This window comes from Elstera cyanobacteriorum (assembly GCF_002251735.1).
Lineage (GTDB): Bacteria > Pseudomonadota > Alphaproteobacteria > Elsterales > Elsteraceae > Elstera > Elstera cyanobacteriorum.
The window spans coordinates 1-24485 of record NZ_NOXS01000031.1; the positions used below are offsets into that span (position 1 = coordinate 1).

The 24485-nt window shown below is 57.8% G+C and carries 16 protein-coding genes, 4 pseudogenes and 1 riboswitch; of the genes and pseudogenes, 12 read left to right on the plus strand and 8 right to left on the minus strand.

Annotated features, from left to right (window positions below):
- Positions 1-348: 348 nt before the first annotated feature.
- Together CHR90_RS19915 and CHR90_RS19920 are read left to right on the plus strand one after the other, a co-directional pair.
- Positions 349-570 (plus strand): annotated as a pseudogene (locus tag CHR90_RS19915) (transposase); the annotation flags it as partial.
- Positions 571-576: 6 nt separating this feature from the next.
- Positions 577-852 (plus strand): annotated as a pseudogene (locus CHR90_RS19920) (integrase core domain-containing protein); the annotation flags it as partial.
- On the opposite strand, the pseudogene CHR90_RS07350 reads toward CHR90_RS19920, so the two are convergent.
- A pseudogene (locus tag CHR90_RS07350) lies at positions 849-2069 on the minus strand (IS256 family transposase). The pseudogenes CHR90_RS19920 and CHR90_RS07350 overlap by 4 nt on opposite strands.
- A 53-nt stretch (positions 2070-2122) precedes the next feature.
- Between CHR90_RS07350 and CHR90_RS07355 the strand changes: the two are divergent.
- Together CHR90_RS07355 and CHR90_RS19870 are read left to right on the plus strand one after the other, a co-directional pair.
- A pseudogene (locus tag CHR90_RS07355) lies at positions 2123-2892 on the plus strand (IS481 family transposase); the annotation flags it as partial.
- Positions 2893-2995: 103 nt separating this feature from the next.
- Positions 2996-3349, plus strand: coding sequence for a Y-family DNA polymerase (locus tag CHR90_RS19870; RefSeq protein WP_308421770.1), 354 nt, complete (start codon positions 2996-2998; stop codon positions 3347-3349).
- Positions 3350-3395: 46 nt separating this feature from the next.
- Here CHR90_RS19870 and CHR90_RS07365 read toward each other — a convergent pair whose 3' ends face one another.
- The 5 genes from CHR90_RS07365 to CHR90_RS19175 all read right to left on the minus strand — a co-directional run bounded on the left by CHR90_RS07365 (position 3396) and on the right by CHR90_RS19175 (position 9230).
- Entirely contained in the window at positions 3396-5117 is a 1722-nt protein-coding gene (locus CHR90_RS07365) for a bifunctional protein-serine/threonine kinase/phosphatase (protein ID WP_094408357.1), read from the minus strand.
- A gap of 76 nt (positions 5118-5193) precedes the next feature.
- On the minus strand, positions 5194-6006 hold the full coding sequence (locus tag CHR90_RS07370) for a formate/nitrite transporter family protein (RefSeq protein ID WP_094408358.1): 813 nt from the start codon (positions 6004-6006) through the stop codon (positions 5194-5196).
- Between the two features lie 46 nt (positions 6007-6052).
- On the minus strand, positions 6053-6391 hold the full coding sequence (gene nirD, locus CHR90_RS07375; RefSeq protein WP_094408359.1) for a nitrite reductase small subunit NirD: 339 nt from the start codon (positions 6389-6391) through the stop codon (positions 6053-6055).
- Positions 6392-6395: 4 nt separating this feature from the next.
- On the minus strand, positions 6396-8876 hold the full coding sequence (gene nirB / locus CHR90_RS07380; protein ID WP_094408360.1) for a nitrite reductase large subunit NirB: 2481 nt from the start codon (positions 8874-8876) through the stop codon (positions 6396-6398).
- A 117-nt stretch (positions 8877-8993) separates the two neighbouring features.
- Positions 8994-9230: a hypothetical protein gene (locus CHR90_RS19175; protein WP_141210902.1), complete on the minus strand. Its 237-nt coding sequence runs from the start codon at positions 9228-9230 to the stop codon at positions 8994-8996.
- 86 nt (positions 9231-9316) lie between these two features.
- Here CHR90_RS19175 and CHR90_RS07385 point away from each other — a divergent pair, with 86 nt between their 5' ends.
- Together CHR90_RS07385 and CHR90_RS07390 are read left to right on the plus strand one after the other, a co-directional pair.
- On the plus strand, positions 9317-11257 hold the full coding sequence (locus CHR90_RS07385) for a ribonucleoside triphosphate reductase (protein WP_094408361.1): 1941 nt from the start codon (positions 9317-9319) through the stop codon (positions 11255-11257).
- A 3-nt stretch (positions 11258-11260) separates the two neighbouring features.
- The gene (locus tag CHR90_RS07390; protein ID WP_094408362.1) at positions 11261-11980 is read left to right on the plus strand and encodes an anaerobic ribonucleoside-triphosphate reductase activating protein; all 720 of its coding nucleotides are present in this window, start codon (positions 11261-11263) and stop codon (positions 11978-11980) included.
- On the opposite strand, the gene moaA is transcribed toward CHR90_RS07390, so the two are convergent.
- Both moaA and CHR90_RS07400 read right to left on the minus strand, forming a co-directional pair.
- A complete protein-coding gene (moaA, locus tag CHR90_RS07395; RefSeq protein ID WP_212668641.1) occupies positions 11977-12963 on the minus strand; it encodes a GTP 3',8-cyclase MoaA in 987 nt (328 codons plus the stop codon). The two genes, CHR90_RS07390 and moaA, sit on opposite strands and share 4 nt — an antisense overlap.
- Positions 12954-13077: riboswitch (molybdenum cofactor riboswitch) on the minus strand. (Overlaps the previous gene by 10 nt.)
- A 104-nt stretch (positions 13078-13181) precedes the next feature.
- Positions 13182-13880 (minus strand): cyclic nucleotide-binding domain-containing protein, encoded by a 699-nt coding sequence (locus CHR90_RS07400; protein WP_170941331.1) that lies wholly within the window; start codon positions 13878-13880, stop codon positions 13182-13184.
- A 241-nt stretch (positions 13881-14121) separates the two neighbouring features.
- Here CHR90_RS07400 and CHR90_RS07405 point away from each other — a divergent pair, with 241 nt between their 5' ends.
- The 6 genes from CHR90_RS07405 to CHR90_RS07430 are packed head-to-tail and all read left to right on the plus strand — an operon-like array spanning position 14122 to position 24481.
- The gene (locus CHR90_RS07405; RefSeq protein WP_094408364.1) at positions 14122-16860 is read left to right on the plus strand and encodes a nitrate/nitrite transporter; all 2739 of its coding nucleotides are present in this window, start codon (positions 14122-14124) and stop codon (positions 16858-16860) included.
- A gap of 46 nt (positions 16861-16906) precedes the next feature.
- Positions 16907-20653 carry a nitrate reductase subunit alpha gene (locus CHR90_RS07410; protein WP_094408365.1) on the plus strand — a complete coding sequence of 1249 codons (3747 nt, stop codon included), beginning with the start codon at positions 16907-16909 and terminating at the stop codon, positions 20651-20653.
- A gap of 14 nt (positions 20654-20667) precedes the next feature.
- Positions 20668-22197 (plus strand): nitrate reductase subunit beta, encoded by a 1530-nt coding sequence (gene narH / locus CHR90_RS07415; RefSeq protein ID WP_094408366.1) that lies wholly within the window; start codon positions 20668-20670, stop codon positions 22195-22197.
- Positions 22194-22907 carry a nitrate reductase molybdenum cofactor assembly chaperone gene (gene narJ, locus CHR90_RS07420; protein ID WP_094408367.1) on the plus strand — a complete coding sequence of 238 codons (714 nt, stop codon included), beginning with the start codon at positions 22194-22196 and terminating at the stop codon, positions 22905-22907. Before narH ends, narJ begins: the two co-directional genes overlap by 4 nt.
- Positions 22908-22910: 3 nt before the next feature.
- Entirely contained in the window at positions 22911-23633 is a 723-nt protein-coding gene (gene narI / locus CHR90_RS07425; protein ID WP_094408368.1) for a respiratory nitrate reductase subunit gamma, read from the plus strand.
- On the plus strand, positions 23630-24481 hold the full coding sequence (locus CHR90_RS07430; protein WP_094408369.1) for a peptidylprolyl isomerase: 852 nt from the start codon (positions 23630-23632) through the stop codon (positions 24479-24481). Before narI ends, CHR90_RS07430 begins: the two co-directional genes overlap by 4 nt.
- Positions 24482-24485: the final 4 nt, after the last annotated feature.

Genomic DNA, 24485 nt, shown 5'->3' on the forward strand with positions numbered 1-24485 from the left:
GCTCATAACCTGAAGGCCGCAGGTTCAAATCCTGCCCCCGCAACCAACCTTTAAATCATTGATATAAAACAGATAATCTCAGTTTCTGCGCTGTAGAGCGAGACCTGACCAAAAGCCAAAAACAGTTAAACGGTCCATCCCCTATCCATCAAACAAAAAATCTCTGCGGCCAAACTCGCCTAGCCTTTCCCAGCCTTTCTGGTAATGACGTGATGTCGTGGACGGCCCCTTCAGCAGCTTAGGTGTGCAATGATGTGGCCGTTGAGCCACGTCTAGGAGTCGATTGATCTGCCTTGCGCAATTTCCTCCAATTTGAAGTAGAGTCCGGTCCCTTAAGAGGACGGGCTTATGAAGCGCAGCAGGTTCAGCGAAGAGCAGATTATCGGCATTCTGAAGGAACAGGAGGCCGGGGCGGTTACGGCGGATGTGTGCCGCCGTCATGGGATATCGAACGCGACTTTTTACAAATGGAAAGCCAAGTATGGCAGCCTTGAGGTTTCGGAGGCGCGTCGGCTGAAGGCGCTTGAGGACGAAAACGCCCGTCTGAAGAATCTTTTGGCGGAATCGATGCAGAATGGGTACAGCGAGAGTTTGGCTTACGCCGACCTGCGGCTCAACGGCCGAATGCGGGACGAGTTGCTCAATGAAACTCTGTTCACCAGCATACCTCAAGCGCGGGCCGTCATTGCCGCCTGGGTTGCTGATGATAACATCGTCCAACCACATTCGGCATTGGGATACCAGACACCAGCAGCGCACGCGGCCAAACTCAAAGCAATAGGGCCAGTCTCTCCGCCCCTTCCGGGACTGTCAGGAACTCCGTGTATGGGCGTGCGGTTTACCCTCGCTTAGGCCCCTGCGGCCTGGAAGCGATCCGCGAAGAGAATGGCGAACTGGCTTTTGGCCATTCCCCACTCCCGCGCGGGCATTTTCCACTCCTTTTCGGATCGGTTCAAGACCAGAAACAGCAACTTTAGCGCGGCCTCGTCCGTCGGGAAGTGGCCCCTGGCGCGAACCGCCCGGCGCAATTTGGAATTCAAAGTCTCAATGGCATTCGTCGTGTAGATGATCCGCCGGACATCCTTGGGGAAGGCAAAGAACGGAATGACCTCAGCCCAGGCGCGCCGCCAGATCTGACTGATCGCCGGGTATTTCCGGCCCCATGGGCTGGCCTCGAAGGCCGTCAGTGCCGCGTCGGCCGCCGTGTCGTCCAGCGCCGCATAGATCGCCTTCAACGCACGGGCGAGGTCCTTGCGGTCCTTCCAGGACGCAAAATCCAGCGAATTACGCATCAGATGGACGATGCAGGTTTGCACAAACGCCTCTGGAAAGACGGCGTTGATCGCGTCCGGAAAGCCCTTCAGGCCGTCGACAACGGCGATCAGGATATCCTCGACCCCGCGGTTCTTGAGGTCGTTCATGATGCGGAGCCAGAATTGGGCTCCCTCGTTGGTCTCGATCCAGAGCCCGAGGATTTCCTTGGTTCCGTCGCCACGGACCCCGAGCGCCACATGCACCACCTTGTTGCGGACATGGCCTTCATCGCGAATTTTGACGCGAAGAGCATCAAAGAAAACAAGAGGATAGACCGGCTCCAGCGGCCGTGCCTGCCATGCCGCGATCTCGTCCAGCACCGCATCCGTCATCGCCGAAATTAGGTCCGGCGATACATCGACGCCGTATGATTCCTGCACGTGGCCGACGATCTCGCGGGTGCTCATGCCCCGCGCGTACATCGAGATGATCTTGTCGTCGAAGCCGGGGAGCCGCCGCTGATATTTGGCCAGAAGCTGAGGATCGAAGCGCGATTCCCGGTCACGGGGAATGGCCAGTTCCATCGAGCCGCTGTCGGTCAACACCGTCTTCTTGCCTTAGCCATTGCGGCTGTTGCCAGCGCCGCCATCACCCGCCAGACGATGGTCCATCTCCGCGTTCAGCGCCCGCTCGGCCAGCGCTTTCTTCAACTGGTCAAGCAAGCCGTTGCTGTCAAACGCTGATTTCGCATCCGTGCCTGCAAGCAATTGATCCAAAACTGCGTCCGGGATAACCGGGTCTTTCCGTCGTGCCATGGGTGCTCTCCTTAATACCCACTATGCACGCCCGTACACGAAATTCCTGACAGTCCCCGTTGCTGAGCATCGAGGACGAGGCGATCATTGTTGCCTTCCGCCAGCACACCCTGCTGCCGCTCGACGACTTTCTCTACGCCCTACAGGCGACGATCCCCCACCTGACACGCTCGTCCCTGCATCGTTGCCTGCAACGGCATGGGATCAGCCGACTACCGGAGGTGGCTGGAGACAAGGAGCCGAAGCGCAAGTTCAAGACCTACCCGATTGGCTACTTTTTTATCGACATCGCCGAGGTGCAGACCGCCGAGGCAAGCTACGGCTGTTCGTGGCGATCGACCGAACCAGCAAGTTCGCTTTTGTCGAACTACACCTGAAGGCTGGCAAGATGATCGCCGCCCAGTTCCTGCGCAACCTGATCGCTGCCGTGCCTTATGCCATCCACACCGTGCTCACCGATAATGGCATCCGGTTCACCAACTTGGCGCACCACCAATACGCCTTCCACCATATCTTCGACCGGGTCTGCGATGAGCACGACATCGAACACCGGCTCACCAAGATTAAGCATCCCTAGACCAACAGTCAGGTCGAGCGCATGAACCACATGATCAAGGAGGCCATCGTTAAGCGCTTTCATTATTACAGCCATGCCCAGCTGACAGCGCACCTTCATACCTTCGTCGACGCCTATAATTATGGTCGCCGACTGAAGACCCTGCGCGGCCTAACGCCCTACGAGTACATCTGTAGAATCTGGGAAACTGAACCAGAACGGTTTAAACTCAATCCGCACCATCAAATGCCGGGACTAAACACCTAGTCTCTATCCGGTACGGGTCATCTGCAACGAGCTTCGGGCGCGCGGCATCTATCACGGCGACATTCTCATCGCCAATGCAGCTGATGAGCCGGTGCTTGGGAGGGTGTGCGTTGCCTTCTTGCAGGGCGAAGTCATTCTCGCCACGCTTATTCGAGACGACGAGACTTGGTGGCTGAAGCCCGCATCGCGCGCCGGTCCACGTCACCGACGACGTGGAAATCTGGGCCATGATCAACAGCTTGGTGCGGCTTTCGCCTTGATCGACGGCAATAGCTTTTATTGCTCCTGCGAGCGGGCGTTTGACCCGAGGCTGCGGACGGTCCCGGTTGTGGTCCTCTCGAACAGCAACGGTTGCGTTATTGCCCAAGAAATTCTTAAGCGTATTCTGGAGTGGATCGAAATAAATTCATTTTCGAGATTGTATTTTCTTTTAATAATTTCAGTATTTTTTCATTAATATTTGGAGATTCCTATTATAAGGTCGTTCTGAGAATAATATATAGTTATTTATAAAATAAAATTATTATAAATGCAATTGCTAAAATTAAACTTGTCATTTTCCAGAAAAACTCGGGATTTCTATTAAGGAGCGGATCAAAGCGAGTCTCTGACCAATCCGGGTTAGGAAAGCGCAGAGCATGAATAAACTCGGATATATCGTCAAACCGTTGAGCAGGGTTTATCGAAACGGCTTTTGCCAGGGTTGTATCGATCCAGGGTGGAAGACTGCTTCGGTCTTTCAGGAGAGACCGATACGCAAGACGCCTTTGCTGTCGGTGGTTTCGTGCACCGGAAACTTGAGTACCATAAGGTAAACGACCACAGAGCATTTGGTAGGTGATTACCCCTAAAGAGTAAATATCAGAGCGTTCTGTTCCGGCGTAACCCAAAAAATACTCGGGCGCAGCATATTGTAGCGTTCCTAATACTTGCTCCGTTGCGGTGGTAGAATATTCTTCTATGCCAAAAATATGTGCCGCGCCGAAATCAATAATCTTTGCTGTGCCGCTTGCATCGATAATGATATTTTCCGGCCTCAGATCTTGGTGAAGCATTTCTTTCCGGTGAAAAGCGCGCAGCCCTTTACCGATCTGTTCGACTAGTCCGCGTACGGTCTCAAGATCGGGCGCAGGATGGTCGATCATCCATTGCGCTAGCGTTTGACCGTCAATAAATTCGGTCACCGTATATAGAAAGGCTCGTGCGCGATTGGCGGGGTCGGCTTGCAGAACATGTGGGCTGTTAAGGCGGCGGGCGATCCATTCCTCCATCGCAAACCGCTGAAGATAGGCCGTATCGCCGCGCTGATCGATCGAGGGGATTTTCAGCGCTACCCGTGCCCCGCTCTCAATATCCGTCGCCAAATAAAGATGGCTACGGCTCGAGGCATAGATTTGTCGTTCGATCCGGTAGCCATCGAAAATTTGCCGCGCTTCCAGCAGAGGCGGTAAAGGGAGGTCGGTCGCTTTCAGGACCGCCTCCTCGCGCTGCGGGTCGGGCAAAGCGTCGATCCGCACAATCTGAAGCGTCAAATTATCCTGGCTGCCGTTCGCCAATGCAGTTGCGACGATTGAACGCGCGGCGGTATCGAGATCATCGGGGCTGGCATCCAGATGGACGGCGATCTCCTTGCCCGTCACATGCTCATAGACCCCATCGGTGGCGAGAAAAAAAAGATCGCCCACGGCCAGGGGCACGGCACGATAATCGATTTCGACATCCCGGCCCCCACCTAAGGCGCGCGCCAAGTAAGATTGGTCGGCGGACACCCGCAATCGATGATCTTCGGTCAATTGTTCGAGCGTCGATCCCGCGACCCGGTAGATGCGGCTATCGCCCACATGGAAAAGGTGGGCCGTTGTCGATTTGAGGATCATGGCCGAAAAGGTGCAGACATAGCCCTTGTCCCGATCAAACCGCGCGTCACTGCGCCGGGTTTCGGCGTAAAGCCAAGCATTCGTGGCGGCAATGACCTTTGAGGCGGAGGTTTTAACCGACCAAGTATCGGCGGTGCAGTAATAGTCGGTCAAAAAACTTTTTACGGCGGTTTCACTGGCAATCTGACTGACCGCGCTGGAACTGATCCCGTCGGCGATAGCTAATGCCGTTCCCTTGCGAAGGGTCGCTGGGTCGCCGGGGAGAATCGCCCCGTGGAAATCCTGATTGATCGGCTTTACCCCGGCCTCCGACCATTGCCCGATTGAGATGCGCAGTTTGCCTGTCATAGCTGGCTCGGCGATCGGCAGCCCCGTGCGAACACGGGGCCGTCTGGGTAGTGAACGAGATAGGGCGCGGAGGCGCTTACCCGATCCGGCGTTTCGGGGCGGTTTTCACATGGGTGGAATAGAGTGTTAGCCCGACAAAGGTTATCCCCCCGACCAAATTCCCAACGACTGTGGGGATTTCGTTCCAGATCATATAGTCGTAGAGCGAGAAATTCCCGCCCAGCATTAGGCCCGACGGGAACAGATACATGTTCACGATCGAATGCTCGAACCCCATATAGAAGAACAGCATGATCGGCATCCACATCGCCAAGATCTTGCCCGTGACGGAGGTGGACATGATTGCTGCTACCACGCCGGTCGAAACCATCCAGTTGCACAGAACACCCCGAATGAATAGGGTCAGCATCCCCTGCGCGCCATGATCGGCATAACCTACCGTGCGACCTTCGCCGATATGACCGATTGCCTTGCCGACCGCGTTCGGTTCGGTTGTGAAACCATACGTGAAGACAATCGCCATCATCGCGGCGACGGTAAGGGCACCGGCAAAATTGCCGAAAAAGACAATCGTCCAATTGCGCAGCATGCCGCCGACGGTGCAGCCGGCCCTTTTATCGATCACCGCCAGCGGCACCAAGGTGAAAACGCCGGTCAAGAGATCAAAGCCGAGTAGATACAAAAGGCAGAAGCCAACCGGAAACAGGATCGCCCCCGCTAAGGGCTGACCGGTTTGTACGTTGATCGTAACCGCAAAGCAGGCCGCCAGAGCCAGAATCGCTCCCGCCATATAGGCGCGGATGAACGTATCGCGGGTGGACATAAAGATTTTTGATTCGCCCGCGTCAACCATTTTGGTGACGAATTCGGACGGTGCGAGATATGCCATTGCTGCCTCAAGTCAGTCAGGGTTGGAAAGCGGGGGACGGCACCGGTCACGGGGCCGCCGCAACCCCCATGTCGATGAAAACGCGGTCGTTTTCGACCTTGATCGGAAAACTGCGCGCGCAGCCTTGGTCCGCGCCGGTGGCCGCACCGCTCTCAAGATCGATGATCCAATTGTGCAGCGGGCAGGCCACTTTTCGACCGTGCACGATCCCGTCCGACAAAGGCCCCCCCTTGTGCGGGCAGCGGTTTTCGAGTGCGAAAACCTCGTCGTTGGCGGTACGGAAAACGGCGATTTCACGGCGCGGCAGGCTAACGGTGCGCGCCCCGCGTTTGGGAATCGCCTGGATTGGCCCCAGGTCGAACCAATAATCGGTTTCGTGCGTCATGATCTTAATCCTGAAGGGCGGGCAGCGGGACGGCGTTTAACTTCAGCAGCGGGGTAAATTCGTGCAGTTCCTGCCCCGCCACACGCTCGGCCCAAGGGTCTTTACGCACGGCGCGTTGCGAGGTCAGGAAACGGTCGTAGAGGGCTCTACGCTCGCCGAGATCGTCCATGATGGTTTTGCGGACCGTCTCTAGCCCTACTGTCTCGACCCACTTATAAAGGCGATCAAGGTAGACGGCCTGTTCACGATAGGCTTGCAGAACGGCTGCACAGACCTCCAGCGCTTCTTCTTCGGTGTCGACATGCCCTAGCAAATCGGTTGCCCGCACATGGAGGCCGGCGGCCCCAGCGATGTGAATATCGTAACCAGAATCGACGCAGATCACGCCAATGTCCTTCACGGTTGCTTCCGCGCAGTTGCGAGGACAGCCAGACACCGCTAGTTTCACCTTCGCAGGCGTCCAAGACCCGCACATCAACCGCTCCAGCTTTACGCCCAGGCCAGTGCTATCCTGAGTGCCGAAACGACACCATTCCTTCCCGACGCAGGTTTTTACGGTGCGCAGTCCCTTGGCATAGGCTTGGCCCGACACCATTCCGGCGGCATTCAACTGCGCCCAAACGGCGGGCAGATCTTCCTTGCGCACTCCCAGCAGATCGATGCGCTGGCCCCCGGTTACTTTGACCACGGGGATTTTGAAGCGGTCAGCGACATCGGCGATGGCGCGCAATTCGTCTGGAGTGGTTAGCCCGCCCCACATGCGCGGCACGACGGAAAAAGTTCCGTCCTTCTGAATATTGGCGTGAACCCGTTCGTTAATGTAGCGCGATTGCGGATCGTCCCGATAGTCGCCCGGCCAGGCGGCCAACAGGTAGTAGTTTAAGGCGGGTCGGCAGGACGGACAGCCGCAGGAGGTTTTCCAGCCCAATTCCTGCATTACCGCCGGAACAGACTTGAGGCCCTTGGTCCCGATGAAACCCCGCACTTCGTCGTGCGTCAGGTCGGTGCATTTACACATCGGCTTACGACCGCCACCGGGGTAACCTGCCCCTAAGGTGGCCGCCAAAAGTGCTTCCACCTTGCCGGTACATTGTCCGCAGGAAGCCGAGGCCTTGGTCACGCTGCGCACCGAATCCAGCGTCGTCAACCCCTGCGCGGTAATAGCTTCGACAATCCGGCCTTTGCGGACGCCATTGCAGCCGCAAATTTCCGCATCATCGGACAAGGCGGCGACGGCGGCGACCGGATCAAGCGTAGCGCCGCCTTGAAACGCCTGACCGAAGATCAGCGTTTCGCGCATCTCAGCTACGTCGGCTTGGCTGCGGATCAGATCGAAGTACCAAGGCCCGTCGCCGGTATCGCCGTAAAGTACCGCCCCGACGATCTGGCCGCTCCGCAGAATAACACGTTTGTAAATGCCGCGCGCAGGGTCGCGCAGGACAACTTCATCATTCTCGTCACCTTCTGAAAAATCACCGGCGGAGAACAGGTCGACGCCGGTGACTTTCAGCTTGGTTGCCGTGACAGAGCCGCTGTAACCTAGCGTTGATTCATTAGCCAAGGTCGCTGCCAGAACTTTAGCCATTTCGTACAGCGGGGCGACTAACCCGTAACACTGACCGCGGTGTTCAACGCATTCGCCGACGGCATAAATGTCTGGATCGTCGGTGCGCAACATGTCGTCGACGATAACCCCGCGCTTCACAGCAAGCCCTGCAGAGCGTGCTAGGGTGGCATTGGGGCGGATCCCAACGGCCATGACGACCAGATCGGCGTCCAGCACCCGGCCATCGGCTAATTGCACCCCGGTGACGCCGGATTCGCCCAGAATTGCGCTGGTATTGGCGCTGGTTAAGACTTGGATGCCCCGGCGCTCGATGGCTTTTTGCAGTAGATAGGCGGCGTTTTGATCCAACTGCCGTTCCATCAAGATTGGCATCAGATGCACAACAGTGGTTTCCATCCCGCGCAAAGCGAGGCCAGCCGCTGCCTCCAGCCCCAGTAGACCACCACCGATGACCACGGCCTTGCCGCCGCGTTCTGCCGCTAAGAGCATTTTCTCGACATCATCAAGGTCACGGTAGGTGACAACGCCCGGCAGATCATTGCCTGGCACGGGAATGACGAAGGGGTCGGAGCCCGTGGCCAAGACCAGCGTGTCGTAAATTAGCTGCGCGCCAGAACTGGCGGTGACGGTTTTTGCGGTGCGGTCGATGGCGATAATCTTATCGCCCCGGCGCAGATCAATACGGTGGCGCATATACCATGCGTCGTCATGAATTATAATGTCGGTGTAGGCTTTTTCGCCGGATAGCACCGGCGACAGCATGATGCGGTCGTAATTGACACGCGGCTCTGCCCCAAAAATCGTGACGTCGAACCCATCCGGCACGCGCGCAAACAGCTCTTCCAGCATCCGCCCTGCCGCCATACCGTTACCGACGACGATCAGTTTGCGCCGGATTGGCGAATTACCCTGCGACATTCTTCCTCCCAAAGCCCGGTGTGGTGCCGGTAGCGTGGCGGAAGGCGTGCCCAATCAGGGGGATCGAAACGAAACCCGCACTACGCACCGCTGTCGCGGCGCATAAGAGCACTGCCTTCATCCCCAATCGTCGTTGATCGAGCTACTGGCAAACGGTCTTCGTTGACCCGAGCCGCCTAGCAGCAGTTTTCGTGCCAATGGTGAAGAGGAGCGCAAACCGCCTAATTCTGCGGCGGAGATGCCTGTTTCTGCGGCGACACTTTGTCTTTTGCCCTGATAATGAGCTTCAGCAGCAAAAAAAATAGCCATTTCCGTTTGGGAGCGGAAAAAGACTAATTCTTTGCGTTGGCGCAAAGGGAGCTCGATTTAGCTACATATAGTGTTTTTACGGAGAACATGGTCTACCCCTAGAAACGCCATTCCCCTCGGAGGAGGCTGTAATGCCTGATGGAACCCCGCCTTTGAATGGGCGCTTTGCGCCGCGGTCTTTATGGATTGATGCCCGGCAAACGGTCGAAGAATATATTCTGGGGCAGGATTGGCGTATCAACGCCAATGCCAATACCTGCTACAGCAATGCCGGGCTGATTAATAATGCGGCAGGCAAGATCATCGCGACCTATTGGCTCGAGACGGTCTATGCGCCGGAGGAAAGCCGCGCCCATCGACAGGCAGATTTCCATATCCATGATCTCGATTGCCTGACCGGCTATTGCGCGGGCTGGAGCTTGCGGGCGCTGCTGGACGAAGGGTTCAACGGTGTCCCCGGCAAGGTGGCCAGCCGCCCGCCCCGGCATTTCCGCGAAGCTCTGGGGCAGATGGCCAATTTCCTCGGTATCCTTCAGTCGGAATGGGCGGGGGCGCAGGCGTTCAGTTCTTTCGATACCTATCTGGCTCCTTATGTCTTCAAGGACCGATTGCCGGTTGCCGAGATCAAGAAGGCAATCCGCAGTTTCGTCTATAACCTCAACGTTCCGGCGCGCTGGGGGCAAAGCCCCTTTACGAACATTACGCTGGATCTAACCGTCCCGCCCGATTTGCGCGACAATTTTCCGACCGCTGCGGGCCGCCCATTGTTCGAGGGGGTGGTGGACGCCGGTCTATTGTGCGAAGCCCAGGCGCGCGGCGCGGCGAGCTTGGTCGACCTCACCTACCGGCATTTCGCCCCGGAAATGCAGCAGATTGCAATTGCTTATTACGAGGTGATGACTGAGGGCGATGCCCACGGCCAGCCCTTCACCTTTCCGATCCCAACGGTGAATATTTTGGAGGATTTCGACTGGGACAGCCCGGTGGCCGACGCGATTTTCAAGAATACCGCGAAAATAGGGTCCTCCTACTTCCAGAATTTCGTTGGCAGCCAGTATCTGAGCGGTGAAGACGGTGCGCGGGTGCGCAACCCCGATGCGTATGAACCCCATGCTGTGCGTAGCATGTGCTGCCGCTTGCAACTCGATTTGCGCGAACTCCTCAAGCGTGGCAACGGCTTGTTTGGCTCGGCAGAAATGACCGGCTCGATCGGTGTCGTCACGCTCAATATGGCCCGGCTGGGCTATCGCTTTCCCGGCGACGAAGCCGGGCTGACCGCCGAAATGCTGCGGTTGATGGATCTGGCCCGCGATACGCTGGAAAAGAAACGCGCCTTCGTGACCGAGATGTTCGGGCGCGGCCTCTATCCTTATACCAAGCGCTATCTGCGTGATTTTCGGAACCACTTCAGCACGATCGGCGTCAACGGCATGAACGAGATGGTGCGGAATTTCACTGCCGACGCTCATGATATTGCCGATCCGCGCGGTGTTGCGCTCTGTCTGCGGCTGCTGGACGCAATGCGCGAGCGGTTAAAACGCTATCAGACCGAAACCGGAAATCTCTACAATCTCGAAGCTACCCCGGCGGAAGGCACCACCTATCGTTTTGCCAAGGAAGACGCGAAATATTGTCCGGGCATTCTGCAAGCCGGGGAGGGGGAAAACATCTACTACACCAACTCCAGCCAACTGCCGGTTGGCTATACCGACGATCCCTTTGAAGCCCTGGCGCATCAGGATGATTTGCAGGGTAAATATACCGGCGGCACGGTGCTGCATCTTTATATGGATGAACGGCTGTCGTCTGGGGTGGCGTGTAAGCGGTTGGTACGCCGGGTGCTCGAAACTCACCGCTTGCCGTATATCACCGTCACGCCGGTTTTCTCGGTCTGTGAAACCCACGGGTACCTACGCGGCGAACAGCCCGAGTGCCCGCACTGTGGGGCGGAAACCTTGGTTTGGACGCGGGTGATGGGCTATCACCGTCCAGTGTCCAGTTTCAATCTGGGCAAAAAGGGTGAACACCGTGGCCGCCAGCATTTCCGCGAAGCGCGGGCGGTGCTGGTCTGACCGATGTTGCGCCTGCCGGTTGCAGCCTTACAGCCCTTTACCGCGCTCGATTTTCCGGGACGTCTGGCCTGCATTCTGTTTTTCGCGGGTTGCCCACTGCGTTGCGGCTATTGCCATAATCCCGATATCGTTACCGGGCGCGGGCGGCTGAGTGTTGCGGTGATCGAAGCCTTTCTGGAAAAACGCCGGGGATTGATCGATGGCCTAGTGTTGTCGGGTGGCGAGGCGGCGCTATGGCCGGAAGCAGAAACGCTGGCGGCTGCAGCCCAGGCGCGGGGTTATGCTGTGAAGCTCGATACGGCGGGCACTCGACCGGATAGGCTGGCGCGGCTGTTGGCCGACGGGCGTCTTCAAGCCCTCGCACTCGATGCCAAAGCGCCGGAGGTGCGGTTTGCGGCGGTAACGGGGCGGGCGGCCTGGGGACGGTTTTGCGACAGCCTCGCCCTGACCGTCGCGGCAGAATCCCTTGCCTATCGGGAGATCCGCACGACGATCCACCCGGCGCTATTGTCGGCAGGCGACCTTAAGGCCTTGCGCGATACCCTTGCCGCCGCCGGGTGGGGTGGGCCGTGGTACTTGCAGGAAGCGCGCACGGAGGGACCGATGTTGGTCCCGTTGCCCAGTTTTGTGGACTTCCCGGATTTGGATCGGGTCGCAGTCGGCGCACCGTTTCCGATTATCTTGCGCCAGCGCGACGGGCGGGAGCGGGCTTTAACAGGTTAACCGCCCGTTGCGGCCAGCGAGGGGAGCGTGCCGAAATCGCCCTCCGCCTGATAATGCCGGTCGCGCTTCAGGGTAAGCAGATTCGTTAGGGTGGTTTGCAGCGCACCGATTTGAGTATCGTCCTGCAAGAGCGGGCGCAGGTCATGCCCGCCGCTACCGAATAGACAGAGATGTAGAAGGCCGCGCGCCGAGACGCGCAACCGATTGCAGCTAGCGCAAAAATCTTTGGCATAGGGGGCGATGATGCCGATCCGGCCCCGGCTATCGGGATGCATGAATTCCTGCGCCGGTCCGGCCCCCTCCACCCGCGGCAGCGGATGCCAGCCCCGCGCCGTCAGCCGGTCGATCACCCGATGCGCCGGAAGATGCTGGTCGGCAAAATAATCGGCATTGTCACGGGTGCGCATCAGCTCGATGAAGCGTAACGACAGGTCCCTGTCGGCGACGAAATCGATAAAGTCATCCACCGCATCGCCGTTCAGGCCGCGCAGCAACACCGTATTGATCTTCACGGCGCTAAAGCCTAAGCGGCGGCAAGCTTCTACCCCTGCCAGCACCTCGACCAGCCGGTCATGGCCTGTGATGAGGCGGAACCGCGCCCGATCCAACGAATCGATACTGACATTGATCGCCTGTAACCCGGCGTCGAACCAGGATTCGGCGCGCTCCGCCAAACGATAGCCGTTGGTGGTCAGTGCAATGCGGCGAATACCCGGGACGGCGGCGGTTGTCCGGATAATTTCTGTCAGGTCACGGCGCACACTGGGCTCGCCACCCGTCAGGCGGATTTTCCAGGTGCCCAGCCCGGCGAAGGCGCGCACGAGGCGCAGGATTTCCGCCCCGGTCAAAAACCGTTCAGTTCCCGTGGGCTGCCACCCGTTCGGTAGGCAGTAGGAGCAGCGGAAATTACACACATCGGTTACGGATAAGCGCAGATAGGGGAAAGTTCGACCGAAACGGTCAGCCAGCGGCGGCAGGATCACAGGGGAAACTCCTTTCCAAGCGCGGGAGGCCAGGGCGTTTCCACCCCCGGCCCTGGCCGGAAGGCCCTAGGACATGGTCCCTTAGGCGGTTCCAGCTCGGAGCGATAGGGAAGCTACAATAAGGAGTGTCTAGAGGGTGTCTTTGATCGAGGTCAATTTATCCTGATCTTTGGATCAGGCCCTAAGCAGGCTGCTCAGCCCATGGTCGTAAGCCCTCCCTAAATCGTCGGATCGTCGATGGTGGACGTTGGTTTGGCCAAGGTGCGTAGGGCCGCAAGATCTCCGATCTCAATCTCCGGCCCCTTCACCCGCACCTGATAGGGCAGAAGCGCAGCAAAACTGCGCGACAGAATTTCTGGGGCCATACCAAGACGTGATGCCAGCACCTTCTTATCGAAAGGTAGGGTGATACGGGATGCCCCGCCGCTTTCTGCCTGATGAGCGATCAGCCAATTCGCTAGACGTTCAAGATTTGAGCGTAGCTTCTGATTTTTCAATTCGCGCACAACGCCGCGATAGGCCAAAGCTAGTTCGACGGCTAAGGAGCGGGCGAAGATAGCGTCTTCCGCGAAGTAACGTCGCACCAGTTCTGCCGGGATCATTAGAACGCGGGCGGCGGACAGGGCACGTGCCGATTTCAGATAAACCCTGTCTAGCAGCACGGCGGCAACGATGAAACTTTGCCCCGGCTCCAGCACTGCCACAGTGGTTTCCCGGTCACGATAGGCAGAAAACACCTCCACTTGACCCGAGACAACGACATGTAAAAAATCCGGGGGGTCACCTTCCCGCACAAGCTCCACATGGGCGGGAAAGCGCTGTAAAAACGATGCCCGTAGCATGATGTCTACATGCTCGTCGGGGACATTCTTGAACAGCGCCAGTAGGCGCATTTCATCGATCTCTTCAGCGCGCATCATTCCCTCCAATTGTCAAAAGATAGCTCCGTACTGCAATTTAATCCTTGATAGAAGTCAAATTATAAATTGCCTTTGTCGAGTGCGAAGCTGCAGTGCGCTTAGATGGAGTTGATCTTTATCGAAAATGGTCTTGAAAGCATAAGTTGAAACCCGGGATTGATTTAGCTCAAGGGAGGGTGAGGCGGAGAAGCAGATATCTGGGCTGTCTTTAGTACCACCTTTTTCAAAGGGGGCGAGTATGTCCGGTCCCGCTATCCGCCGATCCGACCAAAACCTAGCACTCTGGTTATCCACTTTTGCCTTTACCATTTGCTTCGCCGTCTGGACGATTTTTGCCATTATCGGCATTCAAATCAAAAAAGACCTTGGGCTGACCGAAACCCAGTTTGGGCTGTTGGTCGGCACGCCGATCCTGACCGGCTCGCTCATCCGCCTTATTCTCGGCATCTGGGCCGATCAATACGGCGGACGGATGGTGTTGACGATCACCATGCTAGCTGCGGCCGTCATGACGGCGCTGTTGTCGCAAGCTTATGATTATCCAACTTTTCTGCTAGCAGCGCTCGGTGTCGGGCTTGCAGGCGGATCGTTTTCCATCGGCGTTGCCTATGTGGCGAAATGGTTCCCGAAGGAAAAACAGGGCATGGCCCTGGGGATCTTCGGCGCGGGCAACGTCGGTTCCGCTGTTACCAAATTCTTAGCGCCGACGGTGATGCTGGCTTACGGCTGGCAGATGGTTGCTTATGTATGGGCTGCGGCGTTGGCGGCGGTGGCAGTGATCTTCTTCCTGCTGACCAAAGATGATCCCGATCTGGCCCAGCGCCGCACGACCGGGGCCAAACCGGAGCCGCTATCGGCGATGCTGGAGCCGTTGAAGAACGTTCAAGTCTGGCGCTTCTCGCTCTATTACTTCTTCGTTTTCGGCGCTTTCGTTGCCCTTGCTCTTTGGTTGCCACGTTATCTGATCGGCGTTTACGGTCTCGATATTCGGGCAGCGGGGATGATTGCGGCGGCCTACTCCATCCCGGCCTCGATCTTCCGGGCCTATGGTGGCCATTTGTCCGATAAGTTCGGCGCACGGACGGTGATGTACTTCACCTTCGGCGTTTCAGTGGTCTGCACTTTCATCCTGTCCTATCCGCCGACCCATTACATTGTCGAGGGGATTGGCGGGCGGCATGAATTTTCCATGCAGATGGGGCTGTACGGTTTTATTGCTATCGCCTTTGTATTGGGGTTTTTCATGAGCCTCGGCAAGGCCGCCGTCTATAAGCATATCCCTGTCTACTATCCCAGCCGCGTCGGTGCGGTGGGTGGGGTTGTCGGTCTTGTCGGTGGTCTTGGCGGTTTCGTTCTGCCCATCGTCTTCGGGATGCTGAACGAACTGACCGGCGTTTGGCAAAGCTGTTTCTGGCTGCTGTTCGCCATTGTTACTCTAGCCTTGGTTTGGATGCACGTCTCCGTGCGGCAGATGGAAAAGGCTGCCCTGCGCGCCGGGGTTCCAGCGGGTAAATTGCCGGAACTACCGGAAATGCAGCCGATCCACAGTGTGGCCCAGGAAGGAGCTCTGAGTGCCAAAGGGGCTATTGAAGATTGGCGTCCAGAGGATGCGATATTCTGGGCGGCGACGGGCCACAAGGTCGCGCAGCGTAACTTGTGGATTTCAATCCCCTGTCTACTGCTATCCTTTGCAGTCTGGATGGTCTGGTCGGTCGTTGTGGCCAAGTTACCGTCCGTTGGTTTTGCTTTCAGTAACGAACAACTATTCTGGCTCGCCTCCCTGCCGGGCCTATCGGGTGCCACTCTGCGCATCTTCTACAGCTTCATGCCGGCTATTTTTGGCGGGCGTCTCTGGACGACCCTAGCCACTTGGTCCTTGATGCTACCCGCTGCCGGAATGGGCTTTGCCGTACAAAATCCTGATACGCCCTACTGGATATTTCTGCTGCTAGCGCTGCTCTGTGGCTTTGGTGGCGGTAATTTCGCATCCTCTATGGCGAATATCTCTTTCTTCTTCCCAAAGGCAGAGAAGGGTAACGCCCTTGCCCTAAATGCGGGCCTCGGTAATCTCGGGGTGTCGGTGGTGCAATTCGTCGTGCCGTTAGTGATCACGGCGGGCGTCTTTGGCAGCGTTGGCGGAGCACCTCAGACGGCGACCGTGGCGGGTGTAACTTCCACTCTTTGGGTACAGAACGCTGGTTTCGTATTTGTGCCGTTCATTGCCTTATCGGCAATGTCTGCGTGGTTTGGCATGAACGATCTCGCGGCGATGAAAGCTAGTTTTGCCGATCAAGCGGTGATCTTCCGTCGGAGCCATAATTGGGTGATGTGCTGGCTTTACACGGGCACGTTTGGTTCCTTCATTGGCTTCTCGGCGGCTTTTCCACTTCTCTCGAGGATCCTGTTTCCCGATGTGAACGCTCTGAAATATGCCTTCCTGGGACCGCTGGTTGGCGCTGTGGCGCGCGCAGCGGCGGGCAAACCGTGTGACCGTATCGGCGGCGGGCGTATCACCTTCTGGGTCTTCGTCGCCATGAGTCTTGGGGTGATCGGGGTCCTCTACGCCATTGGGCTTAAGGGTACGTCTGATGGTTTCCCGATCTTCTTGGCGAGCTTCCTGTTTCTTTTTGCCGCCACTGGGGTAGGCAATGCTTCCACGTTCCAAATGATCCCGGCGATCATGCGCAAAGAGGTTGCCCGGTTGGAGCCTGGGCTCTCGGCCGCTGACCGGCTGCGCCAGGCGGAAAAGGAGGGTGCGGCGATCATCGGTTTCACCTCCGCGGTGGCTGCCTACGGTGCCTTCTTCATCCCTAAGAGCTTCGGCACCTCTATTGCTGCCACAGGCGGGGCAGAAGCCGCACTCTACGGCTTTTTGGGTTTCTACGTCAGTTGTCTGCTTATCACTTGGTGGTTCTACACCCGCCGCGGCGGCCTGTTGTTCGACGTTGAACACCGGCTGGCCGCTGCGGCTCGCTGATCCCATCACCTCTCTTCGTACCCAGGTTCTATCCGAGGGAAACGCCATGTCTCATTTTCTCGACCGCCTTACCTTTTTCCAAAAGGCTACGGAGCCTTTCGCCGAGGGTCACGGCATCACCACCGGCGAAGATCGTCGCTGGGAGGACGGCTACCGCAAGCGCTGGCAGCACGATAAAATTGTGCGATCAACTCATGGCGCTAATTGCACCGGCTCCTGTTCTTGGAAAATCTATGTCAAGGGCGGGATCGTTACCTGGGAAACCCAGCAGACCGATTACCCACGCACCCGGCCCGATCTGCCCAACCACGAGCCGCGTGGCTGTTCGCGTGGTGCGAGCTATAGCTGGTACCTTTATTCTGGTAACCGGGTGAAATACCCAATGATCCGTGCCCGGCTGTTGCGCCATTGGCGCGAGGCGCGCAAGACCCAGCTTCCTGTCGCAGCCTGGAAAAGCATTGTGGAGAATCCGCAGAAGCGCGCGGATTACACTCAGGTGCGCGGTCACGGCGGCTTCGTTAGGGTTCCGTGGGACGAGGCGACAGAAATCATCGCTGCCGCTAATGCCTATACTGCCAAAACCTATGGTCCAGACCGAGTGATCGGTTTTTCGCCGATCCCGGCGATGTCGATGGTTTCCTATGCCGCCGGATCACGCTATCTGTCGCTGCTGGGCGGCGTCTGCATGTCCTTCTATGATTGGTACTGCGATTTGCCGCCGTCCTCGCCGCAGGTTTGGGGCGAGCAGACCGACGTGCCCGAAAGTGCCGATTGGTACAATGCTGGTTTTATCATCCTTTGGGGATCGAACGTACCGCAGACGCGGACACCCGATGCCCATTTCTATACCGAAGTTCGCTATCGCGGGACCAAAAGCGCGGTGATTTGCCCTGATTATTCAGAGGCGTCAAAATTCGGCGATATCTGGCTGTCGGTAAAGCAGGGGACGGACGCGGCATTGGCCATGGCTATGGGCCACGTCATCCTTACCGAATATCACGTTAATCGGCAGGCAGCTTATTTCCGCGACTATGTGCGGCAGTATACCGATATGCCGATGCTAGTACGTCTCGTGCCGCAGAATGGTTCGCTTGTGCCAGACCGGTTTGTACGCGCTTCTGACTTCGCCGGGCATCTGGAGGAAATCAATAATCCCGACTGGAAGACGGTCGCTTACGATGATGCCAGCGGTGCGCTGACCGTACCCAACGGCTCCATTGGTTTTCGTTGGGGCGAAACTGGCAAGTGGAACATTGAGGAGAAGGATAGCCAGGGGCGCGCCACAACACTGCGTCTGTCGTTGAAAGGCGTCGAGGATGGGTATGCTGAAGTTGCCTTCCCCTATTTCGGTAATATCGAGCACGCCCATTTTACCCACTCCAACCACGCCAGTGTGCTGACACGGCGTATTCCAGTGAAAAAACTTGCCCTGGTGGAGGGCGAAGCGCTGGTTGCGACAGTCCATGACCTGTTTATTGCGAATTACGGTGTCGATCAGGGCTTCGGTGGCGGCAATGTCGCCGCGAGTTTTGACGAAGACGCGCCTTACACCCCGGCTTGGGCCGAGAAGATCACCGGCGTTTCCCGCGACAAGATTATCCAAGTGGCACGCGAGTTCGCCACTAATGCGGAAAAGACACATGGCCGCTCGATGGTTATTATCGGCGCTGCGATGAACCATTGGTTCCACTGCGATATGAACTATCGCGGCGTTATCAATATGCTGGTGATGTGCGGCTGTATTGGTCAATCGGGCGGCGGCTGGTCCCATTATGTTGGGCAAGAGAAGCTGCGCCCGCAGGCGGGCTGGGCCCCGCTTGCTTTTGCCCTCGATTGGGGACGTCCTTCCCGGCAGCAGAATTCCACGTCCTTCTTTTATCTGCACGCCGGACAATGGCGTTACGAAACGATGCAGACCCAAGATATTCTATCGCCGACAGCCCCATCCGGCCCGTGGGATGGCGCAATCATCGACTATAACATGCGGGCTATCCGGATGGGTTGGCTACCTGCCTATCCGACCTTGACTCAGAACCCGCTAGAGATTGCCGGAAAGGCCGCTGCCGCCGGGCTGGAAGTGAGAGATTATGTCGCGCAGGGGCTGAAGTCCGGTGCGCTGTCGTTTGCCTGGGAAGACCCAGATGCGGAGCCGAACTTTCCACGAAATATGTTTGTGTGGCGTTCCAATCTGCTCGGTTCCTCAGGCAAGGGGCACGAATATTTTTTGAAGTATCTCCTCGGCACATCGCACGGGGTTTTGGGGAAGGACCTTGGCGTAGAGGGCCGGGCGAAACCACAAGAGGTGGTTTGGCGCGACGCCCCGGAGCAGGGGAAGCTCGACCTGCTGGTGACACTGGATTTCCGCATGTCAACCACCTGCGTTTATTCGGACATCGTGCTTCCAACCGCCACTTGGTATGAAAAGAACGATCTCAATACTTCCGATATGCATCCGTTTATCCACCCGCTAACCAGTGCGGTGGACCCAGTTTGGGAAGCAAAATCCGACTGGGAGATCTATAAGGCCATTGCTAAGGCATTCTCGGCGGTGGCGGGGGAAGTGTTGGGCGTTGAGAAAGACGTCGTGCTGACCCCAATCCAGCATGATAGCCCCGGCGAACTGGGACAGGCGTTCGAGCCGAAGGATTGGAAGAAGGGCGAGTGCACGCCGGTCCCAGGCAAAACCATGCCTGCCGTGACCGTGGTAGAGCGGGATTATCCCAATCTCTACAAACGTTTCACAGCCCTCGGTCCACTGATGGACACAATAGGAAATGGTACTAAGGGTATCGCCTGGAAAACTGAGCACGAGGTTGAACATCTGCGTCACTTGAATGGCATTGTGACGGACGAGGGGCCGACAAAGGGAATGCCGCGCATCCTGACCGACATCGATGCCGCGGAGGTGCTACTGATGTTAGCCCCGGAAACCAATGGCGAAGTGGCCGTCAGGTCCTGGGCGTCGCTGTCCAAGACCACTGGGCGCGACCATACCCATCTAGCGCTTCCGAAGGAGGACGAGAAAATCCGCTTCCGCGATGTGGTGGCCCAACCGCGTAAGATCATCTCCGCCCCCACCTGGTCGGGACTGGAGAGTGAGAAGGTTTGCTACAATGCTGGCTACACGAACGTCCACGAGTTAATCCCCTGGCGCACCCTAACCGGGCGGCAGCAGCTGTATCAGGACCATCTGTGGATGCGCGCCTTTGGGGAAGGTTTCTGCGTCTATCGCCCACCGGTCGATTTGCGCGCGATCGCTCCGGTCAAGGGGATCAAGCCAAACGGCGAGAAGGAGGTAGTGCTAAACTTCATCACGCCCCACCAGAAATGGGGCATCCATTCGACCTATACCGATAATCTTCTAATGCTCACGCTGTCGCGCGGCGGGCCAATCGTTTGGATCAGTGAGAATGATGCACGTGCCGCAGGCATCGTCGATAACGATTGGATCGAAGCCTATAACGCCAATGGGGCGCTGGTAGCGCGTGCGGTCGTTTCCCAGCGGGTCAAGGACGGCATGGTGATGATGTATCATGCCCAGGAAAAAATCGTGAATGTGCCGGGATCGGAAATGACCGGCCAACGGGGCGGTATCCATAATTCGGTGACCCGCGTGGTGCTGAAGCCGACACATATGATCGGTGGTTATGCCCAACTCGCCTATGGGTTCAACTATTACGGAACCATCGGCACTAACCGCGACGAGTTCGTCGTGGTCCGCAAGCTCAAAACCGTCGATTGGCTGGAAGGTCCTTATGCCGGTCGCGGTTCGCCCGCTCAGGCCGCCGAATAGGAGGAGGCACCATCATGAAAATCCGTGCGCAAATAGCAATGGTGCTGAACCTCGATAAGTGTATCGGGTGCCACACCTGCTCTGTTACCTGCAAGAACGTTTGGACCAACCGCGAGGGGCTGGAGTATGCTTGGTTCAACAACGTCGAAACCAAACCGGGGATCGGTTATCCCAAAGATTGGGAAAACCAGACGCGCTGGAAGGGCGGCTGGAAGCGTAAATCCAACGGTAAGATCGAGCCGCGCATCGGCGGTAAATGGCGGGTTCTGGCGAATATCTTCGCTAATCCTGATCTGCCCGAGATCGACGATTACTATGAACCCTTCACCTTCGATTACGAACATTTGCAGAAGGCACCGGAAAGCCAAGCCTTTCCCACCGCTCGCCCGCGCTCGCTAATCACCGGTAATCGGATGGAGAAGATCGAGTGGGGGCCGAATTGGGAGGAAATCTTAGGTGGCGAATTCGCCAAACGCTCCCAAGATGTGAACTTCGAAGGGGTTCAGAAGGAAATCTACGGGCAGTTCGAAAATACCTTCATGATGTACCTGCCCCGCTTGTGTGAGCATTGCCTTAATCCGGCCTGCGCGGCGGCCTGCCCCTCCGGGGCGATCTATAAGCGTGAAGAAGACGGCATCGTTCTGATCGACCAGGACAAATGTCGGGGCTGGCGGATGTGCGTTTCCGGCTGCCCCTATAAGAAGATTTATTTCAACTGGTCGTCGGGTAAGTCGGAGAAATGTATCCTCTGCTATCCGCGTATCGAAGTGGGGCAGCCGACCGTCTGTTCGGAAACCTGTGTCGGGCGCATTCGCTACCTTGGCGTCGTGTTGTACGACGCCGATAAGATCGAAGCGGCTGCCAGCGTTTATGACGAAAAGGCCCTGTACGAAGCGCAACTGAGCGTCTTCCTTAATCCGAAAGACCCGTCGGTGATTGCCCAGGCGCGCGCCGATGGCGTGCCGGAAAACTGGATCGAGGCGGCGAAAGTTTCCCCCATCTGGAAAATGGCGATGGAGTGGAAGATCGCTTTCCCGCTGCATCCCGAATATCGCACCCTGCCGATGGTCTGGTACGTGCCGCCCCTATCGCCGATCACGGCGGCGGCGGAAGCCGGGAAGATGGGGACGGATGGGGCGATGCCCGACGTGCGCTCCCTCCGTATCCCTCTGCGCTACCTCGCCAATCTGCTCACCGCCGGGGACGAGGCCCCCGTCGCTTTGGGTCTCGAACGGATGCTGGCGATGCGCGCGTATATGCGGGCGAAGACGATCGACGGCGTGATCGATGAGGGGATCGCGGCCAAGGTCGGCCTGACCGGGGCGCAGATCGAAGACATGTACCGCATTATGGCGATTGCGAATTACGAAGACCGGTTTGTTATCCCGACCAGTCATCGCGAAGTGACGGAAGACGCCTATGAACTGCGGGGCAACTGCGGGTTTACCTTCGGGGATGGCTGTTTGCCCAGCGACCAACAGGTCAATCTGTTCGGTGGCGTTAAGCGCAAGAACGCAAAAAGCAAGGAAGGAGCTGGGGCATGAAAACCCTCAAAGTCCTATCGGCCCTGCTGACTTATCCGACCGAGGCCTTAACGGGAGCGGTGCCCGAAATTCGGCAGGTGCTTGCGGTGGAAGCCTTGGTGCCGCCTCGGCATCGGGTGGCGCTTGATGGGCTGTTGAACGATCTGGCGGTCAAGGACCTCTATGATTTGCAGGAACGCTATATTCTGTTGTTTGATCGCACCCGATCGTTGTCGCTGCATCTCTTCGAGCACGTCCATGGCGAAAGCCGCGACCGTGGCCAAGCGATGGTCGATCTGCTGAAACTCTACGAGGAGGGAGGTTACTCGCCGACCCCCTCAGAGCTGCCGGATTTCCTGCCGCTGTTCTTGGAATATGCCTCTACCCTACCACCTCAGGCAGCGCTCGATCTGATCGCCGAGCCTAGTCACGTCTTTGCCGCCCTGCGCGAACGGCTGGCCAAACGCCGCACGCCTTATGAGGCGGTGTTTGCCGTGCTGGTCGATCTTGCCGATGGGCAGTTGGATGCGGCGGCCCTAGCCGCCCTGCGCGCCGAACCCGACCCGGAGCCGGACGATCTCGATGCGCTCGACGCCGCTTGGGAGGAAGTGGAAGTCACCTTCGGCCCCGGCGCGGCCGATGCCTGCGGCAAGGACAGTCTGATCGCCAAAATCCGCCAGGCGCGGCGACCGGCCCCCGGTCTTGAAACCGCCGTCAGCGCAAGGAGCTAAATCATGCGCGATATGCTCTATCACATTCTTTTCGCCTGGTATCCCTACCTGTGCCTGACAGTGTTTCTAGTTGGTAGCCTGATCCGCTTTGACCGCGAGCAATACTCCTGGAAGGCTAGTTCCAGTCAGTTACTGCGCAAGCGCCAACTCCGTTGGGGGTCGAACTTGTTTCACTTTGGTATTCTGTTTCTGCTGATGGGCCACACGGTCGGGTTGTTAACGCCAACCTCGGTCTATACGCTGGTTATGACCGTACCGCAGAAGCAGATGATCGCTATCGTCGCTGGTGGGATCGCTGGAACGGCTTGTTTCATCGGCCTGACGATGCTGCTGCACCGACGCCTGGTTGATCCGCGCATTCGGCAAACCTCTACCCGCATGGATATTGTCATTCTGTCGATCCTCTGGGTGCAGTTAACCCTGGGGTTGATCACCATTCCTTTTTCGCTAGACCATAGCGACGGGTCGGTGATGTTGATCCTCTCCCATTGGGCGCAGGCGGTGCTGACGCTGCAGCCAGTGCATGTCGATGACATGCAGGCGCTGGCTTGGCCTTACGTGCTGCATCTCGTGCTGGGGATGACGATTTTCCTTCTCTTTCCGTTCTCGCGCCTTGTCCACATCTGGTCGGCCCCTGTCTGGTATCTCGGGCGGCGCGGCTATCAGGTGGTGCGAAGCCGCCGTTTAGCCGATGCGGTTCGCCCGTCGGCGGGGGGGCGGCGATGAGCGGCCTACAGCCTGCGGGCGATTGCGCCGCTAAGCCCGCTCTGGCGACGCAGCCCAAGACAATCAGCGTCAACGGGGTAGTCATCTCCCGTGCAGCTATCGCCCAGGAAACTCAGAACCATCCGGCAACCAAACCGCTTGATGCCATGCAGGCCGCCGCCAGAGCCCTGGTCGTACGCGAACTGCTGCTACAGGAAGCCCGTCGCTTGGGGTTAATCCCTGCCCCAATCGCTGATGACGCCGGGCGGCGGGAAACGGACGACGAAGCCTTGATCCGTCAGGCTATTGAGCAAGAGGTGGTTGTCCCGGTGGCGGATCGCGACGCCTGCCAGCGCTACTATGTTGCCAATCGCGCTCGGTTCCGCACCCCCGATCTTTATGAAGTTCGGCACATTCTGCTCGCGGCCGCACCAAATGAGAATTCAGGGCGCGCCCAAGCATCTGCGCGGGCTGAAGCCTTGCTGGAGGAACTGGCGCGTAATCCGGCTGCCTTTGCCGCCTTGGCTGAAACCGCTTCCGCCTGCCCGTCCGGCAAGACCGGCGGCAGTCTGGGGCAGATCGGGCCGGGCCAGACCGTGCCGGAGTTTGAAGCCGCGCTATCCGGCCTCCCAGTTGGGGCCATCGCCCCAACCCCGGTGGAAACCCGATACGGGCTACATATCGTTGCTGTGGACCGGCGGATTGACGGGCGCGACCTGCCCTTTGATATGGTCGCTGCGACCATCGCCGAGTTCCTGACCGACCGCGTACAGCGTACGGCGACCCGGCAGTATCTATCGATCTTGGCGGGTCGCGCTGACATTCGCGGCATCAGCCTCGACGCCACTCTGCAACCACTCGTGCAATAGGGGG

Coding starts and splice junctions, on each gene's coding strand:
- CHR90_RS07365 (WP_094408357.1), bottom strand. CDS start 5,117: ATGACAGGCAAACTGCGCATCTCAATCGGGCAATGGTCGGAGGCCGGG.
- CHR90_RS07370 (WP_094408358.1), bottom strand. CDS start 6,006: ATGGCATATCTCGCACCGTCCGAATTCGTCACCAAAATGGTTGACGCG.
- nirD (WP_094408359.1), bottom strand. CDS start 6,391: ATGACGCACGAAACCGATTATTGGTTCGACCTGGGGCCAATCCAGGCG.
- nirB (WP_094408360.1), bottom strand. CDS start 8,876: ATGTCGCAGGGTAATTCGCCAATCCGGCGCAAACTGATCGTCGTCGGT.
- CHR90_RS07385 (WP_094408361.1), top strand. CDS start 9,317: ATGCCTGATGGAACCCCGCCTTTGAATGGGCGCTTTGCGCCGCGGTCT.
- CHR90_RS07390 (WP_094408362.1), top strand. CDS start 11,261: ATGTTGCGCCTGCCGGTTGCAGCCTTACAGCCCTTTACCGCGCTCGAT.
- CHR90_RS07400 (WP_170941331.1), bottom strand. CDS start 13,880: ATGCGCGCTGAAGAGATCGATGAAATGCGCCTACTGGCGCTGTTCAAG.
- CHR90_RS07405 (WP_094408364.1), top strand. CDS start 14,122: ATGTCCGGTCCCGCTATCCGCCGATCCGACCAAAACCTAGCACTCTGG.
- CHR90_RS07410 (WP_094408365.1), top strand. CDS start 16,907: ATGTCTCATTTTCTCGACCGCCTTACCTTTTTCCAAAAGGCTACGGAG.
- narH (WP_094408366.1), top strand. CDS start 20,668: ATGAAAATCCGTGCGCAAATAGCAATGGTGCTGAACCTCGATAAGTGT.
- narJ (WP_094408367.1), top strand. CDS start 22,194: ATGAAAACCCTCAAAGTCCTATCGGCCCTGCTGACTTATCCGACCGAG.
- narI (WP_094408368.1), top strand. CDS start 22,911: ATGCGCGATATGCTCTATCACATTCTTTTCGCCTGGTATCCCTACCTG.
- CHR90_RS07430 (WP_094408369.1), top strand. CDS start 23,630: ATGAGCGGCCTACAGCCTGCGGGCGATTGCGCCGCTAAGCCCGCTCTG.